The sequence below is a fragment of the Devosia sp. genome (assembly GCF_041917035.1).
Classification (GTDB): domain Bacteria; phylum Pseudomonadota; class Alphaproteobacteria; order Rhizobiales; family Devosiaceae; genus Devosia_A.
In genome coordinates this window covers 1-14,205 of sequence record NZ_JAYRYM010000085.1, presented here as the reverse complement: position 1 = coordinate 14,205, position 14,205 = coordinate 1, and the positions used below count along the sequence as shown (strand labels likewise).

15 protein-coding genes are annotated in these 14,205 nt (G+C 69.3%); 9 read left to right on the top strand and 6 right to left on the bottom strand.

The window, feature by feature from the left end:
* The coding region (locus ACE3TU_RS10775) for a dihydroorotase (RefSeq protein ID WP_374623907.1) at positions 1 to 1,140 on the bottom strand (1,140 nt) is incomplete at its 3' end.
* A gap of 67 nt (positions 1,141 to 1,207) precedes the next feature.
* Between ACE3TU_RS10775 and ACE3TU_RS10770 the strand changes: the two genes are divergently transcribed.
* From ACE3TU_RS10770 to ACE3TU_RS10760, 3 genes are all read left to right on the top strand, one after another.
* Positions 1,208 to 2,035 carry a folate-binding protein YgfZ gene (locus ACE3TU_RS10770; RefSeq protein WP_374623904.1) on the top strand — a complete coding sequence of 276 codons (828 nt, stop codon included), beginning with the start codon at positions 1,208 to 1,210 and terminating at the stop codon, positions 2,033 to 2,035.
* Positions 2,036 to 2,164: 129 nt separating this feature from the next.
* On the top strand, positions 2,165 to 2,779 hold the full coding sequence (locus ACE3TU_RS10765; RefSeq protein ID WP_374623901.1) for a hydrolase: 615 nt from the start codon (positions 2,165 to 2,167) through the stop codon (positions 2,777 to 2,779).
* A 92-nt stretch (positions 2,780 to 2,871) separates the two neighbouring features.
* Entirely contained in the window at positions 2,872 to 3,444 is a 573-nt protein-coding gene (locus ACE3TU_RS10760; RefSeq protein WP_374623899.1) for a hypothetical protein, read from the top strand.
* A 40-nt stretch (positions 3,445 to 3,484) separates the two neighbouring features.
* On the opposite strand, the gene ACE3TU_RS10755 is transcribed toward ACE3TU_RS10760, so the two are convergent.
* Positions 3,485 to 4,723, bottom strand: coding sequence for a penicillin-binding protein activator (locus ACE3TU_RS10755; RefSeq protein ID WP_374623896.1), 1,239 nt, complete (start codon positions 4,721 to 4,723; stop codon positions 3,485 to 3,487).
* 122 nt (positions 4,724 to 4,845) lie between these two features.
* Between ACE3TU_RS10755 and rsmI the strand changes: the two genes are divergently transcribed.
* From rsmI to gshB, 3 genes are all read left to right on the top strand, one after another.
* The gene (rsmI, locus tag ACE3TU_RS10750; RefSeq protein WP_374623893.1) at positions 4,846 to 5,733 is read left to right on the top strand and encodes a 16S rRNA (cytidine(1402)-2'-O)-methyltransferase; all 888 of its coding nucleotides are present in this window, start codon (positions 4,846 to 4,848) and stop codon (positions 5,731 to 5,733) included.
* Positions 5,705 to 6,085 carry a YraN family protein gene (locus ACE3TU_RS10745; RefSeq protein ID WP_374623890.1) on the top strand — a complete coding sequence of 127 codons (381 nt, stop codon included), beginning with the start codon at positions 5,705 to 5,707 and terminating at the stop codon, positions 6,083 to 6,085. The genes rsmI and ACE3TU_RS10745 overlap by 29 nt, the downstream gene beginning before the upstream one ends.
* Before the next feature lie 118 nt (positions 6,086 to 6,203).
* A complete protein-coding gene (gene gshB / locus ACE3TU_RS10740) occupies positions 6,204 to 7,148 on the top strand; it encodes a glutathione synthase (RefSeq protein ID WP_374623887.1) in 945 nt (314 codons plus the stop codon).
* 119 nt (positions 7,149 to 7,267) lie between these two features.
* Here the strand turns inward: gshB and ACE3TU_RS10735 are convergent, their stop codons facing one another.
* Positions 7,268 to 7,942, bottom strand: coding sequence for a DUF930 domain-containing protein (locus tag ACE3TU_RS10735; RefSeq protein WP_374623884.1), 675 nt, complete (start codon positions 7,940 to 7,942; stop codon positions 7,268 to 7,270).
* Between the two features lie 99 nt (positions 7,943 to 8,041).
* Positions 8,042 to 8,623 carry an outer membrane protein gene (locus tag ACE3TU_RS10730; RefSeq protein ID WP_374623881.1) on the bottom strand — a complete coding sequence of 194 codons (582 nt, stop codon included), beginning with the start codon at positions 8,621 to 8,623 and terminating at the stop codon, positions 8,042 to 8,044.
* A 143-nt stretch (positions 8,624 to 8,766) separates the two neighbouring features.
* Between ACE3TU_RS10730 and ACE3TU_RS10725 the strand changes: the two genes are divergently transcribed.
* On the top strand, positions 8,767 to 9,423 hold the full coding sequence (locus tag ACE3TU_RS10725) for a MarC family protein (protein ID WP_374623878.1): 657 nt from the start codon (positions 8,767 to 8,769) through the stop codon (positions 9,421 to 9,423).
* A gap of 317 nt (positions 9,424 to 9,740) precedes the next feature.
* Here ACE3TU_RS10725 and ACE3TU_RS10720 read toward each other — a convergent pair whose 3' ends face one another.
* On the bottom strand, positions 9,741 to 10,577 hold the full coding sequence (locus ACE3TU_RS10720; RefSeq protein ID WP_374623876.1) for a GH25 family lysozyme: 837 nt from the start codon (positions 10,575 to 10,577) through the stop codon (positions 9,741 to 9,743).
* A gap of 236 nt (positions 10,578 to 10,813) precedes the next feature.
* On the opposite strand from ACE3TU_RS10720, the gene ACE3TU_RS10715 reads away from it, so the two are divergent.
* Both ACE3TU_RS10715 and ACE3TU_RS10710 read left to right on the top strand, forming a co-directional pair.
* Positions 10,814 to 12,334, top strand: coding sequence for a YifB family Mg chelatase-like AAA ATPase (locus ACE3TU_RS10715; RefSeq protein ID WP_374623873.1), 1,521 nt, complete (start codon positions 10,814 to 10,816; stop codon positions 12,332 to 12,334).
* Positions 12,334 to 12,831: an HIT family protein gene (locus ACE3TU_RS10710; protein WP_374623870.1), complete on the top strand. Its 498-nt coding sequence runs from the start codon at positions 12,334 to 12,336 to the stop codon at positions 12,829 to 12,831. The genes ACE3TU_RS10715 and ACE3TU_RS10710 overlap by 1 nt, the downstream gene beginning before the upstream one ends.
* Here ACE3TU_RS10710 and cfa read toward each other — a convergent pair.
* Positions 12,813 to 13,928: a cyclopropane fatty acyl phospholipid synthase gene (gene cfa / locus ACE3TU_RS10705; RefSeq protein WP_374623867.1), complete on the bottom strand. Its 1,116-nt coding sequence runs from the start codon at positions 13,926 to 13,928 to the stop codon at positions 12,813 to 12,815. The genes ACE3TU_RS10710 and cfa overlap by 19 nt on opposite strands.
* Positions 13,929 to 14,205 lie beyond the last annotated feature (277 nt).

Below are 14,205 nucleotides of genomic sequence, written 5' to 3'. Positions count from 1 at the left end.
GAGGTCGACGACGGTGAGGTCGGCATCGTAGCCCACCGCGATCCGGCCCTTGCTGGCGATGCCGAACAGCCGGTTCGGGCCGTGGCTGGTCATGTCGACGAAGCGCTCGAGGCTCATCCGGCCGGCATTGACGTGGTCGAGCATGACGGGAACGAGCGTCTGCACCCCGGTCATGCCGGAATGGCTCGCGGGGTAGGGATGGTCCTTTTCCTCGCGGGTGTGCGGGGCGTGGTCGGAGCCGAGGATATCGGCGACGCCGTTCCTCACCCCGGCCCAGATGCCTTCGCGATGCGCCGCGTCGCGCACCGGCGGATTCATCTGCGCATAGGTGCCGAGCCGCACATACGCGGTCTCGTCGAGGGTCAGGTGGTGCGGGGTGACCTCGACGCTCGCCACGTCCTTGTGGGCGGCGAGGAACAGCATCTCGTCGGCGGTGGAGATGTGGAGGATGTGGACGCGCTTGCCGGTCTTGCGCGCCAGCGCCACGAGGCGGCGGGTGGAGATCAGCGCCGCCTCGGGATCGCGCCACACCGGATGCGAGGACGGATCGCCGGGGACGCGGAGGGGCTTGCGCGCCTCGAGCCGGTACTCGTCCTCGGAGTGGAAGGCGGCACGCCGCGAGATGGCCGAAAGGATCGCCTCGACGCCGTCGTCGTCGGGGACCAGCAGGCTGCCGGTCGACGAGCCCATGAACACCTTGACGCCCGCGCAGCCGGGGAGGCGCTCGAGTTCGGGCAGGTCGCGGACATTGTCGTGGGTGCCGCCGATATAGAAGGCGAAGTCGCAGTGCATCCGGTGCGTGCCGAGCCGGAGCTTTTCCTCGAAGGTCGCCTGCGTGGTGGTCAGCGGGTTGGTGTTGGGCATCTCGAAGACGCCGGTGACACCGCCCATCACCGCCGAGAGCGACCCCGATTCGAGGTCTTCCTTGTGGGTGAGGCCGGGCTCGCGGAAGTGCACCTGCGTGTCGATGACGCCGGGGAGGAGGTGCAGCCCGGTGCAGTCGATGACCTCGCCCGCCCCCGCCGTGCCCAGGTCGCCGAGCGCGGCGATGCGGCCCGAGGCAATGCCGATATCGGCGCGGTGCACCCCGTCCTGATTGACGATCGTGCCGTTCTTGAAGATCGTCTCGTAGTGCGCCATGTGTCCATTTCCCTCTACAATGAGGGCATACTGGATTCCCGCCTTCGCGGGAATGACAGGGTGGAAAATGACGCCAACTCTCCGTCCGAGCCGTGCCCTGTTCCGCTTTTCGGGGCCCGAGGCCCAGAAGCTGCTCTTCGATGTGCTGACGGGACGCCTGCTCGCCGAGCCGGGTCCGGCGGTGTGGTGGGCGCTGCTCTCGCCGCAGGGCAAGATCCAGGCGGAAGGACTAGGCGCCTGGGCCGACGGCGCCTTCTGGCTCGACGTCGATGCCGGGGCGGCCGACGCCTTCCTCAAGCGCATGCGGATGTACCGGCTGCGCGCCGCGGTGGAGATCGAGGACCTGCGCGAGACCCATGCGGTGGGCTGGAGCGCCGACGGGACGGCGTCGGCCGGCCTCGTTCACGCCGATCCGCGGGCCGGCGGCCTCGGGGCCCGGGTGATCGCGCCGACGTCCGAGACGACCGGCTGGACGGCGCCCGACACCGCCTTCGCCGCCCGCCGCATCGCGGCCGGCGTTCCGGAACAGGGGCCCGACTTCGCCAGCGACACCACGTTCGCGCACGATATCGGCATGGACCTGCTCGACGGCATCGACTTCCTCAAGGGCTGCTATATCGGCCAGGAAGTCGTCTCGCGCATGAAGCACCGGGGCACGGCACGGCGCCGGCCGGTGATCGTGACCGGTGTCGACGCGCCGTCGGGGACGCCGGTCGTCGCCTCGGGGCGCGAGGCGGGCTCGGTCGGCGAGGTGGTCGACGGGCGGGCTCTGGCCATCCTGAGGCTCGACCGCATCACCGATGCCGAAGCGGTGACCGTGGCGGACCGGCCGGTGAAGCTGCTCCTGCCGGCCTGGGCGACCTATCGCTTCGGCGAGGCCCCGGGCGAAGACTAGCCGCCGGCCCGCGCCGGACAGCGGTGTTTCACGTGAATCGGGAGCCCCGGCTCCGCGCCGTCCGGCATCGCAAATTGGCGAATCATCCCGCTCCGACTACGTTCCTCGCTTCCAGATGCGGGACGGGTAATGGCACGGGGGAGTCAGCGGGCGTGGCAGCGGATGCTGAGCGGGCGGCGCCTCGACCTGCTCGATCCCTCCCCGCTCGATGTCGAACTGAGCGACATCGCCCACGGCCTCGCCCGGGTGGCGCGCTGGAACGGCCAGACGCTCGGCGACTATCCGTTCTCGGTGGCGCAGCACTCGGTGCTGGTGCTCGAGATCTTCCGCGCGCTGCAGCGCGACGCCGATGCGCGCGCGCAGCTCTATGCCGTGCTGCACGATGCGCCCGAATACGTCATGGGCGACATCATCTCGCCGTTCAAGGCGGCGATGGGCGGCAACTACAAGGAGGTCGAGGAGCGGCTGCAGGGGGCGGTGCACCTGCGCTTCGCGCTGCCGGTCAGTCCCGCGCCGGCGCTCTACCGGCAGATCAAGCGGGCCGATCGCGAGGCCGCCTATCTCGAGGCCGTGCACCTTGCCGGCTTTGCCGCCGACGAAGCGCGCCGCTTCTTCGGCGAACCGAGCTTTCCGCTCTACGAGTTCGAAGGCTTCGAGCGGCTGATCCGGCCCTGGCCGACTCGCGAGGCCTTCGATCGCTTCATCGGCGAAGTCGAGCAGCTGATCGCCCGTCTCCCCGCCTGAGTTAAGTTAAGCTTAACGCACGTTCCATTTTGACCCGATCTGCGTCGTCATGGTTGATGGATGGTTAAGACCATCAACTGGAGCAGCGTGCGGTGCGTGGCAAGCGGATCACCCCCGGGGTCGTCACCGGCCGGGACATCAGGACCATCGCGGGCATCGGCGTGCTCGGCGCCGGCATCGCCGGCGGACTGGTGCTGATCGGCACCTGGCCGCAGGTGCTGGCCTCGGATACGGCGCAGGCGGTGGCCGAGGTGCCGATGGCCGTGCTCGACAAGACGGTCCGGGACTTTCTTCCCCCGGCGGTCGATACCGATGCGCTGCTCAAGTGGGATTTCGTCGCCGACCCCGGCATCGCCCGCGAGCCGATCCGGCAGAGTACGGTCACCAAGATCGCCTTCGGTCGCGTCGTGACGGTCGACGTCATCGAGACGGCGAGCGGCATCTATTCGAGCGATGCCATGGTCGATCCGCACATCCGGTATCCCGGCATCACCCGCACTCGCAAGGCAGCGCAGCGCCTTGCCGTCTGGGACGGCTTCGGCTGGGCCGAGTCCGGTGCCATGTCGGCGGGCTCCTTCCTCACCATCACGCCGTTCGATGGCGGCAACCTCGTCGTCTCCGACGACGGCATGTGCGTGGTGCGCCCGAGCGGCAGCGACTGCTGAACGGCGCGACGCCGCCGACCGGCGAGTCCGCAGACCCTGCTCAGAGCTTCTTGGGGGCTTCCTCGGCGACGCTCGAGCCGCCGATCGTCACCTGCCGGATCGACAGGGCGAACTCGCTGCGGCCATCGGCGAGGAAGCGGAACACGCCATCCCGGCCGTTGAAGCCGGCCGTCGCGGTCAGCAGGTTGCGATCATAACGCGGCGTGCCATTGGCCAGCGACTTGGCGTTGGCGAGGATGGTGGCGGTATAGGCGAGGGTCGCGAACGGGTGCGGCGCCGCGCCATACTTGGCCTGGTACTCGGTGGTCAGGGCGGCCAGCCCGGTCTCGGACACGGCCGGGAAGATGGCGCCGGCGAGCGTCGTGGTATTGGCCACCGCCGGATCGTTGTTCCAGTCGGCCGAGCCGACCAGCTGCACCGAACCGGGCGCGATGCCGGCCTCGTTGAGCAGGTTGCCGAAGCTGGGGGCCGTGGCGCGATCCGGAATGAACAGCAGGTCGATCTGGCCCTGCTGCAACAGCGGCACGAGCTGGGTGACGATGCTCCTCGCCTCGGCCTCGGAGGAGAAATTGTAGACGGCGCGCGCCGTGAGCCCGAGATCGGCCATGGCCTGGCGGAAGGCGCCCTCCTGGATGCGGCCGAAATCGGTGGTCGGGAAGATGCCGGCGAAGGCCTTCTTGCCGAGCTTCTTGGCATAGCCCATCGACCGCTTCACCTCGGTCTCGGGCAAGACGTTGAGCAGGTAGACGCCGGGCGAGGCGGCGCCGGAATTGTTGGAGAAGCCGATCACCGACAGCCCGCCGGTGCGCGCCACCTGGCCCACCGCGGTGACCTGGTCGGCGCGCAGCGGCCCGAGGATCAGGCTGACGCCCTCGGCGAGCGCTGCGGTCGCGGCCTGTGCCGCGCCGGCGGCGGTCGAGCCGGTATCCTTGACCACGACCGTGATGTTGGAGCCGAGATTGGGATTGGCGGCGACAAAGCCCATCGCCAGTTCGGAGGCATTGGCCATCGAGGCGCCGACGGCGGCGAGGTTGGCATCGCCCGAGAGCGGCAGCAGCAGCCCCACCTTGACCGGGCCGGTGCCGAAGCTCCGCCCGCTGCTCAGCGTCGCCGGACCGGGGTCGGCGCCGCCGCCGCCGATGCTGCTCGAAGGGCCGAACGAGAAGCCGCCGGGCGAGCAGGCCGCCAGCGTCGCGGCCGTCACGAGGCCGAGCCCCAGGCCCTTCAACGCGCCCAACAGGAACCGCCGACGCCCGGCGCCGTTCACCGAAACACTCACTTGCCCAGCCTTCGCCATTTCCCGCACCCGGCCCTGTCGGGCCGGTCCCATTCGCGTCTATACAGGTTCAGGCCCGACGCATAAAGACCGAGTTGACGAAAGGTAAATGGCAGGGTGATGGCGTGACCGACAGGGCGAGGCACTTCTTCATCGCCGGCACCGCGTTTCCGGCGGCGGAACTGGCCGCCGGCCTCTATGTCGTCTCGACCCCGATCGGCAACCTCAAGGACATCAGCCTGAGGGCGCTCGAAACCCTGGCCGGGGCCGATCTCGTGCTCTGCGAGGATACGAGGCACTCGGCGACCCTGCTCGATCACTACGGCATCCGCACGCGGCGGCAGGCGCTGCACGAGCACAACGAGCGGGCGCGGGCCGACGAGATCGCCGCCATGATCGCCGACGGCCGCGCCGTCGCGCAGATCTCCGATGCCGGCACGCCGCTGCTGTCGGACCCGGGCTTCCCGCTGGTGCGGGCGGTGCGCGAGGCCGGGCTGCCGGTGATCGCCATCCCCGGCGCCTCGGCGCTGCTCGCCGGCCTCGCAAGCGCGGGCCTGCCGACCGACGCCTTCAGCTTCGTCGGCTTCCTGCCGGCCAAGGCCGGGGCGCGGGCCAATGCGCTCGCCGCCCTCGCGGGCCGCTCCGAAACGCTGGTGTTCTATGAGTCGCCACGCCGCCTCGGCGAGGCACTGGCCGCGATGGCCGAGATCCTCGGCGTCGACCGTCCGGCCGCCGTCGGTCTCGAACTCACCAAGCGCTTCGAGCGCTTCGAGCGCGGGAGCCTCGGCGAGCTGGCGGCGCGATTTGCCGCGGACGAGACCCGGGGCGAGGCCGTGGTCCTCGTCGGCGGCGCGCGGAACGGGGCGCCGGTGGCGGGTGATTGGGAGGCCGCCCTCGCACAGGCCCTCGCCACCGAGCCCCTGCGCGGCGCCGTCGACATGGTGACCGCCCGCTTCGGGCTGAAGCGCAAGGAGGTCTACGAGCGTGCCCTCGCCCTCCGGACCGAACCGTAGCCGCCGCCTTGCCGCCGAACTCTTCGGCCGGCGGGGCGAGACGCTCGCCGCTTGGTACCTCAGGCTCAAGGGCTATCGCATCGTCGCGACTCGGGTGAAGTCCCCGGTCGGCGAGATCGACCTCGTGGCGCGCCGGCTCGGGGTGACGGTCTTCGTCGAGGTCAAGGCACGCGGCCGACGGCAGTCGCTGGCCGAGGCGCTGGGCGTGGTCAACACCCGGCGCATCGCCCGGGCGGCCGCGTACTACGTGGCGCGGCATCCCGACCTCGCCGCCGCGGCGCTCCGCTTCGACGTGATTTTCCTTGCGCCGTTCACCTGGCCGCGCCATGTCAGGGACGCTTTCCGGGGGTGAGGCGCGATGCCGGCGCGGCCGCGGTGTCATTCCCACGCAGGCGAGACTCTCGGTTCCGCAGAGCCGACGAAACAGAGGCCCCCGCTTTCGCGGGGAGCGACACGGTGGAAGTAGCAGGATGCCGTTGAAGATCGCCGTACAGATGGACCCCATCGCCTCGATCAACCCGATGGGCGATTCGACCTTCGCCATGATGCTCGAGGCACAGGGGCGCGGGCACCGGATCGACTATTACGTGCCCGGCACGCTGGCCCTCCGCGACAACCGGGTATCGGCCAACGTCGCGCCGATCACGGTGTTCGACAAGCCGAAGGGCGAGCACTTCGCGCTCGGCGCATTCGCCCGCGCCGATCTGGCGGACTACGACGTGCTGCTGATGCGGCAGGATCCGCCCTTCGACATGAACTACATCACGCTCACCCACATGCTCGAGCGGCTGCATCCGAAGACCTTCGTGGTCAACCCGCCGGCGGCGGTGCGCAACGCCCCCGAAAAGATCCTCGTCACCGAGTTCCCCGAGCTGATGCCGCCGACGCTGGTGACGCGCGACCGGGCGCTGATCCACGAGTTCCGGCGCGAGCACGGCAACATCATCCTCAAGCCGCTCTACGGCAATGGCGGCGCCGGGGTGTTCTTCCTCCAGGAGGGCGACCAGAACCTCGCCAGCCTGATCGAGCTCTTCGAGCAATCGTTCCGCGAGCCGTTCATGGTGCAGAAATACCTGCCCGATGTCAGGAAGGGCGACAAGCGCATCATCCTCGTCGATGGCGAGCCGGTGGCGGGGCTCAACCGGGTGCCGGCCGAGGGCGAGGCGCGCTCCAACATGCATGTCGGGGGCCGCCCGGAACTGTCGCCGCTGACCAAAGGCGAGCTCGAGATCTGCGAGCGGATCGGGCCGGCGCTGAAGCAGCGCGACATGATCTTCGTCGGCATCGACGTGATCGGCGACTATCTCACCGAGATCAACGTCACCAGCCCCACCGGCATCCGCGAGATCAAGCGCTTCGGCGGCCCGGACATCGCGGTGCTGATCTGGGACGCGATCGAGAAGCGGGTGGGGTGAACCCCGGGCCGGCCGCTGCCGACCCGGTGCCCTCGCTGCGCTACTCGGTCGACACGCGGATGCCGGCCAGCAGGTTGTGGGTCGGCATGCCGTAGCTGTAGGTGCCCACAGGGCCCACGCTATTCGTCGGCATCCGCCTCGGTGAGGAAATGCGCGTCCCACAGCGCGCGCGGGATCGGTTCGCCGACGCTGAAGGAGAACCCCTCTACGTGGCCGAGGTCGGCGGCCACCGTGCAGGTGAAGGCGATGGCGAACCATTGCCGGCGGCTGCGAAAGGCGCCGCCCGGCGCGGTCAGCACGTGGTCGGCGAGTCGGGTCTGGGCCATCGCGTAGGGCACCAGCGTGTCGGCCGCGTAGCCGAGGGCGGCGACGCGGATCTGCTCGAGCCCCTCGATGTTGCACAGCTGGGTGATGCGCTCCTCGAAGCTGACGCTGCCGAGCGCGGCGGCGATCTTGCGGTCGCTGCGCAGGATGGCGCTGGCGAAGAACCGTGTTGCCTCGATGGGGCTGGCATCGGGGGTGGCGAGCGGTGCGACGGGCGCTGCCGGGGTCTGGGCTGGGGGCGTCGCAAGGACCGGCACCGGCGCCGGTTGCGTCATGGCATCGAATTCGGCGGCGCTGATCAACTCGACCGCGATGCTCGCCGGCTCGGGTGGCGCGTTCCGGCGGTCCGGCTGGGCCACCAGCGGCACCGCCGCGAGCGCCAGCACGTGCACCAGCAGCGACAGGCCGATACCCCAGGGTCGGCCGCGCGGCCGCACCGGCAGGTCAAAGGCGGTTGGGGCGCTGAACATGGGAACGCCGACGATGAGTCAGCGTCCATCGCAGCGCTTTGCGGCGCTATCGCGACCATCGGCCGGGCGCGGCGCCGATCCGGGCCGCCCTCGCCCGTTTCAGTCGAACGAGAAGCGCAGGCCGCTCAGCACATTGGTCGTGGGGTAGCGGATGTCGTAGCCGTTGGTATCGACGTCCGAGAAGGTGCTGAGATACTTGACCTCGCCGAACAGCGAGACGTTCTCGGTCAGCGCGGCGCGGCCGCCGAGTGCGGCCTGGTAGCCGGCGCCGATGCCGGAATAGTCGGTGTCGTAGTAGTAGACCAGCACGCCGCCGAGCCCGAGGCTGCCGTAGAGCTCGAGGCCGTCGGTCACCGGCACGGCATATTCGCCCACCGCCATCAGGCTGACGTTCTCGACACCGATATCGTAATACTCGTAGCCGACATAGTCGGCGCCCGACGCCATCAGGTCGAGCTTGAGGGCAAGCCCCTCGACCGGGGTCTTGACGCCGACGGCCGCGCCGATCGCGCCGCCCCAGTGCATGTCGTAGTCGATGCCGTCGTAGCTGGACACGCCCGGCAGCGCGGCGCCGCCATAGAGGTCGACGAACATGCCGCCGAGATCGTCGAAGGCCTGCGCTCCGCCGCCCGTCAGTGCCACCGTGGCCGCCACCGCCAGTACCTGAAGTCGCCTCGACATCGCCATCTCCCTGCCCCGTCGCCTCGGGACAAGGTGGCAGGGATTGGTTTCCGATCCGTAACTACCCGTAGTACGAGCGCCGACGGCAACGTCCCGGTCCTGCTCCCCTCGCCAAGCGGCGGCATTTCCGGCATGGTCACGCCATGCCCATCGACACCTTCCTACTCGCGCTGACGACGTTCTTCGCCACCATCGGACCGGCGGACCTCTTGGTCGTCTACGCGGCGCTGACGCAGAAGAACACCCCGGCCGAGCGGCGGGCGATGGCCCTGCGCGGCACGATCATCGCCGGCGTCATCCTCGCCTTCTTCGCCGTGTTCGGCGAAGTGCTGCTCAAGCTGTTCGGCATCACGCTGCCGGCGCTCAGGATCGCCGGCGGCATCCTGCTGCTGCTGATCTCGATCGACATGGTGTTCGCCCGCCATTCGGGCGGCACCGGCACGACGCCCGAGGAAGAGACCGAGGCGCAGGGGCGGCAGGACATTTCGGTGTTCCCGCTCGCCACCCCGCTGCTGGCCGGGCCGGGCGCGATCAGCGCGGTGATCCTGCTCACCACCGGGGCCGGCGGCTTCAGCCTCGAGTGGTTCGTCGTCGTCCTGGCGCTCCTCGCCATCCTCGCGCTCTGCTACGCGGCCATGCGCGTCGCCATCCCGATCCAGCGGCTGCTCGGCATCACCGGGCTTGCCGTGGTGAGCCGGGTGGTCGGCGTGCTGCTCGCGGCGCTGTCGGTGCAGTTCCTCATCGACGGGATCAAGGCCAGCGGCCTCGTCGGCGCCCTGCTCGACGCCGCCACCAGGTAGCGGCGGGTCCGCCCTCCGGAGCCGGAAGAAACGCCAAGGGCCGCGGCTCGGCCACGGCCCTTCGCAACAGATCCGCCTGCCGGATCTACTTCTTCTTGGCCGGCGCGGCGGTCGTCGGCTGCAGCCCTGCCGTTGCCAGCACCTTGGGCTTTTCCTTCTTGGGCTTCTTGGCTTCCTTGTTGGAGCGGAGCTGTCCCTTGGCCATCGCTGTTCCCCTTCAGATTGTCCTCGCGACCGGTGCCAGACCGGCCGATCACGGTGGGAAAGCTAGGCCTGCCCCGGCAGGCTGACAAGGTGTCGGAGCGTGGCGTAGCCGCTTATTTCATCGTGCGGCAGCGGCCCTCTTCGCTCAGCCGCGCAAAGCTGCGGGGATCGCAGCCGGTCAGCACGAAGGTCACCCAGTCGTCGGCGGTACCGTAGAAGGCGTTCCGGTCGACCTCGGTATTGATCCCCGACATCGTGCCGGTCTGCGTCCACTGCCAGAACAGCCAGTCCTTGCGGCCGTACTTGAGATGCGGCTCGGCGGCGGTCGAGCGCAGCCAGAACGAGGAATCGAAGGATTCGCCCGCGAGAATGTCGCGGTAGAAGTTCATGTCGGTATAGATCACCGGCACCTTGCCGGTGTGCTTCTCCATCGCCGCCAGCATGACGCGCACCTTCTCGAGGATGTCGGCGCGATCGTGCTTGTTCCGGCAGCTCGAGTGGTTGTTCCACTCGAGGTCGAGCACCGGCGGCAGCGCGTCGGGATCGTTGGGGACCTTGCGCACGAACCAGTCGGCCTGCTCGGAGGCGAGGCTGCACCAGGTCATGAAGTGATAGGCGCCGCGCGGCACTCCGGCCTCGCGGGCGCGCCGCCAGTTCTCGTCAAAATTGGGGTCGAGGTAGTCCTTGCCCTCGGTCGACTTGATGTAGACGAACTGCACCCCGCCGCCCCGCGCCGCATGGAAGTCGATGCGGCCCTGGTAGCGCGCCACGTCGAGCCCCTGCACCGGCAGGCCCCAGGCGCGGCGCACCCCGTCATGCGGGTCGTTGTCGCCGGGAATGCCGACATAGTGCGTCGGCGAGCGGCCGCAGGCCGCCAGCAGCAGCACGAGGCCGATCAGCAGCAGCGGGCGCAGGGTCGAAACGGCGGGACGAAGGGCGGCGGCAGCCATGCTGGACGGGGACTCTCGGACCAATGGATGGCCTTTGAATCAACATGGCGAACTTAATGAAACCTTGCGCTAACCTGTTGTTTTTCCATCATGGTTAACGCCGGAGGCAGGCGAGCTTTCGCTCTCGGACCGGCTCCCGGCCGCGCTGCATTGTTTTCCCGCCAATGTTCCTGAAACGTTCTTGAACGCGCCGCGCAAGTGCTGCTAGTCTGACACTATTGCGCGAGGGCTGAACAATGGTGACGCGGGTTGCGACCGTGGCGTTTCAGGGCATCGAGGCGGTGCCGGTGGACGTGCAGGTGCAGATCGCGCCCGGCCTGCCGAAATTCCTGATCGTCGGGCTGCCCGACAAGGCGGTCAAGGAATCGAGCGAGCGCGTGCATGCAGCGCTCTATGCCTCGGGGCTGAGCCTGCCGCCGCGCCGCATCACGGTCAACCTGGCACCGGCCGACCTGCCCAAGGAGGGCAGCCACTACGACCTGCCGATCGCGCTCGGGCTGATGGCGGCGATCGGTGCCATCCCGTCCGACGCGCTGAGCCGGCACCTGGCGCTCGGCGAACTCGGGCTCGACGGGCGGCTGGCGCCGACGGCGGGCGTGCTGCCGGCGGCGATCGCGGCGGCGGGGCGCGATCTGGGGATCATCTGCGCCGCCGATTCGGGGCCGGAGGCGGCCTGGGCGGGGGACGAGATCGACATCATCGCGCCCGAGAGCCTCTTGGCGCTGTGCAACCACCTGGGCGGCTTCCAGCTGGTGAGCCGGCCGGTGGCGCGGCGCCGGGCCGATCCGGCCGGACTCCCCGACCTCGGCGAGGTGCGCGGCCAGGAGGTGGCGCGGCGGGCGCTCGAGGTGGCGGCGGCCGGCGGCCACAACCTGCTGCTGATCGGCCCGCCCGGGGCGGGCAAGTCGATGCTCGCCTCACGGCTGCCCTCGATCCTGCCGCCGCTCAATCCGCGCGAACTGCTCGATGTCTCGATGATCCAGTCGATCGCGGGGGAACTGTCGGGGGGCGCACTCTCCGACCGGCGGCCGTTCCGGGCGCCGCACCACTCCGCCTCGATGGCGGCGCTGGTTGGCGGCGGCCTGCGTGTCAGGCCGGGCGAAGTCAGTCTGGCGCATAACGGCGTGCTGTTCCTCGACGAACTGCCCGAGTTCGCCCCCGGCGTGCTCGACAGCCTGCGCCAGCCGCTCGAGAGCGGCGAGACGGTGATCGCGCGGGCCAATGCGCGGGTGACCTTTCCCGCCCGCTTCCAGCTGATCGCGGCGATGAACCCGTGCAAGTGCGGGCTGGCCGGCACGCCGGGCCACACCTGCAGGCGCGGCGATGCCTGTGCCGCCGACTACCAGGCGCGGGTTTCGGGGCCCTTCCTCGACCGCATCGATTTGAGGGTCGACGTGCCGGCGGTGTCGGCCGCCGACATGATCGGCCCGGTCGATGCGGAGAGCTCGGCCACGGTGGCCGGACGGGTCGATCAGGCACGCGAGCGGCAGCGGCAGCGCTACGCCGAGGCGGGCGAGCCCGCCATCTTCACCAATGCTGCCGCCGGGCCGACGCTGATCGAGAAGGTGGTCAACCCCGACAAGGAGAGCCAGGCCCTGCTGCTGCAGGCGGCCGAGCGCTTCCGCCTCTCGGCCCGCGCCTATCACCGGGTGCTGAAGGTGGCGCGCACGCTGGCCGACCTCGCCGGGGTCGAGCGCGTGGCGCGACCGCACATCGCCGAGGCCCTGAGCTACCGCATCGGTTTTGCGGGGGCGTGATGGACGGGCGCAAGCCGTTCGACCTCGCCGGCGAGATCAAGCGCGCCACCACGGGGCCCTGCTTCATCTGCGAGATGCTGGCCGGACGCCCGGGCTACTTCCATCATGTCGTCGCCCAGGACGATGACGCCGTCATCTTCCTCAGCCGCTACCCGACACAGCGCGGCTACTGTCTGGTGGCGCCCAGGGCGCATGTCGAGGATCTCGCGGACGGGTTCTCCCGCGACGCCTACCTGGGCCTGCAGCGACGGGTGCATGACCTGTCGCGCGCCCTGAAGCACGTGTTCGACGCGGAGCGCATCTATGTGCTCTCTCTGGGCAGCATGGCGGCCAATAGCCATGTGCATTTCCACGTCGTGCCGCTGCCGCGCGGGGTTCCACTGGCGCGCCAGCAGTACCATGCCCTCATGGCGGAACACGGCATTGTCGAGCTCAGCGAGACGGAGATGCAGCAGATGGCGGTGGCGATCGGCAGCGCCTATGAGAGCCGGCGGTAGCCGCCGCGCACGCCGGCGGGGCTGAGCACCAGCTGCCACAGCTGCAGGTTGCGCGTCCGGAACATGGCGGCGAAGGACATCAGGTAGAAGCGCCACATGCGCCGGAAGCGATCGCCATAGCGGTCGCGGAGGCCCGGCCAGGCGGCATCGAAATTGGCCCACCAGGCCATCAGCGTCCGGTCGTAGTCGGCGCCGAAATTGTGCCAGTCCTCCATCACGAAGCGCTTCTCGAGGGCGGCGCCGATCTGCCCGATGGAGGGCAGCATGCCGTTGGGAAAGATGTATTTCTCCGTCCACGGATCGCCGTGCGTCGAGGAGAAGTTGTTGCCGATCGTGTGCAGCAGGAACAGCCCGTCGGGGGCGAGCAGCGCCCGCGCCTTGGCGAAATAGGCACGGTAGTTCTTGTAGCCCACGTGCTCGAACATGCCGATCGAAACGATGCGGTCGAAGCGCCCCTCGAGCGCCAGGTAATCCATCAGCCGAGTCTCGATCGGCAGGCTGCCCTTGTTGGCCTCGGCGAAGGCCGCCTGCTGCTGCGAGATGGTGATGCCGACGCCCTCGATGCCGTAGCGCTCGGCGGCGAACCTGAGGAACCCGCCCCAGCCCGAGCCGATGTCGAGCACCTTCATGCCCGGCGCGAGCCCGATCTTGCGGCAGATCAGGTCGAGCTTGGCCTCCTGCGCCGCGTCGAGCGTCGGCGCCTCCTGCCAGTAGCCGCACGAATAGATCAGCCGCTTGTCGAGCATGGCCGCGTAGAGGTCGTTGCCGATGTCGTAGTGCTTTTCGCCGACCTCGCTCACCCGCAGCCGCTGCAGGTTCAGCAGCCGGCCGCGCAGGTAGCTGACGGCGAGCCCCAGGTCCGGCTTCAGGTGCGCATAGATGTCGATCTCGAGCAGCCGCGCGATGAACTGGTCGAGCGCCTCGACGTCGAACCAGCCATCCATGTAGGCCTCGCCGAACCCCAGGGTGCCGTGGCTCAGCACGCGCCCCCACAGCCGCTCGTCATGCACGGCAATGTCGAAGGGACGGTCGCCGCCGATCTCGATGCCGGCCCGCTCCAGAATATCCGCAAAGTACCGTCCGGGCCCAGAGTTCATCGCTAACCCCTTGGCAGAACGGCGATATGCTAGCGCGACCGGCCGCGTCTGCCAAGCCGTTCCGCCGTGGTGTTTGCTTCCGGACCGGAAGGAACCGCTTAACGTCGGGGCTTTATCATGCGTCCGTGGGCGGCCGCAGCGGGACAGGGGCGTGGAGCAAGAGGATCGCGATCGGGAGAGGCTGGCGGGCATCGATGCGGGCGCCGTCGAGCGGGCGCTGGCGGCGCCGTTCTTCGGACGGCCGTTTCCGCCGGCGATCGAGGCGCTGCTTGAGGCC

Coding starts and splice junctions, on each gene's coding strand:
- ACE3TU_RS10770 (WP_374623904.1), top strand. CDS start 1,208: ATGACGCCAACTCTCCGTCCGAGCCGTGCCCTGTTCCGCTTTTCGGGG.
- ACE3TU_RS10765 (WP_374623901.1), top strand. CDS start 2,165: ATGGCACGGGGGAGTCAGCGGGCGTGGCAGCGGATGCTGAGCGGGCGG.
- gshB (WP_374623887.1), top strand. CDS start 6,204: ATGCCGTTGAAGATCGCCGTACAGATGGACCCCATCGCCTCGATCAAC.
- ACE3TU_RS10735 (WP_374623884.1), bottom strand. CDS start 7,942: ATGTTCAGCGCCCCAACCGCCTTTGACCTGCCGGTGCGGCCGCGCGGC.
- ACE3TU_RS10730 (WP_374623881.1), bottom strand. CDS start 8,623: ATGTCGAGGCGACTTCAGGTACTGGCGGTGGCGGCCACGGTGGCACTG.
- ACE3TU_RS10725 (WP_374623878.1), top strand. CDS start 8,767: ATGCCCATCGACACCTTCCTACTCGCGCTGACGACGTTCTTCGCCACC.
- ACE3TU_RS10720 (WP_374623876.1), bottom strand. CDS start 10,577: ATGGCTGCCGCCGCCCTTCGTCCCGCCGTTTCGACCCTGCGCCCGCTG.
- ACE3TU_RS10715 (WP_374623873.1), top strand. CDS start 10,814: ATGGTGACGCGGGTTGCGACCGTGGCGTTTCAGGGCATCGAGGCGGTG.
- ACE3TU_RS10710 (WP_374623870.1), top strand. CDS start 12,334: ATGGACGGGCGCAAGCCGTTCGACCTCGCCGGCGAGATCAAGCGCGCC.
- cfa (WP_374623867.1), bottom strand. CDS start 13,928: ATGAACTCTGGGCCCGGACGGTACTTTGCGGATATTCTGGAGCGGGCC.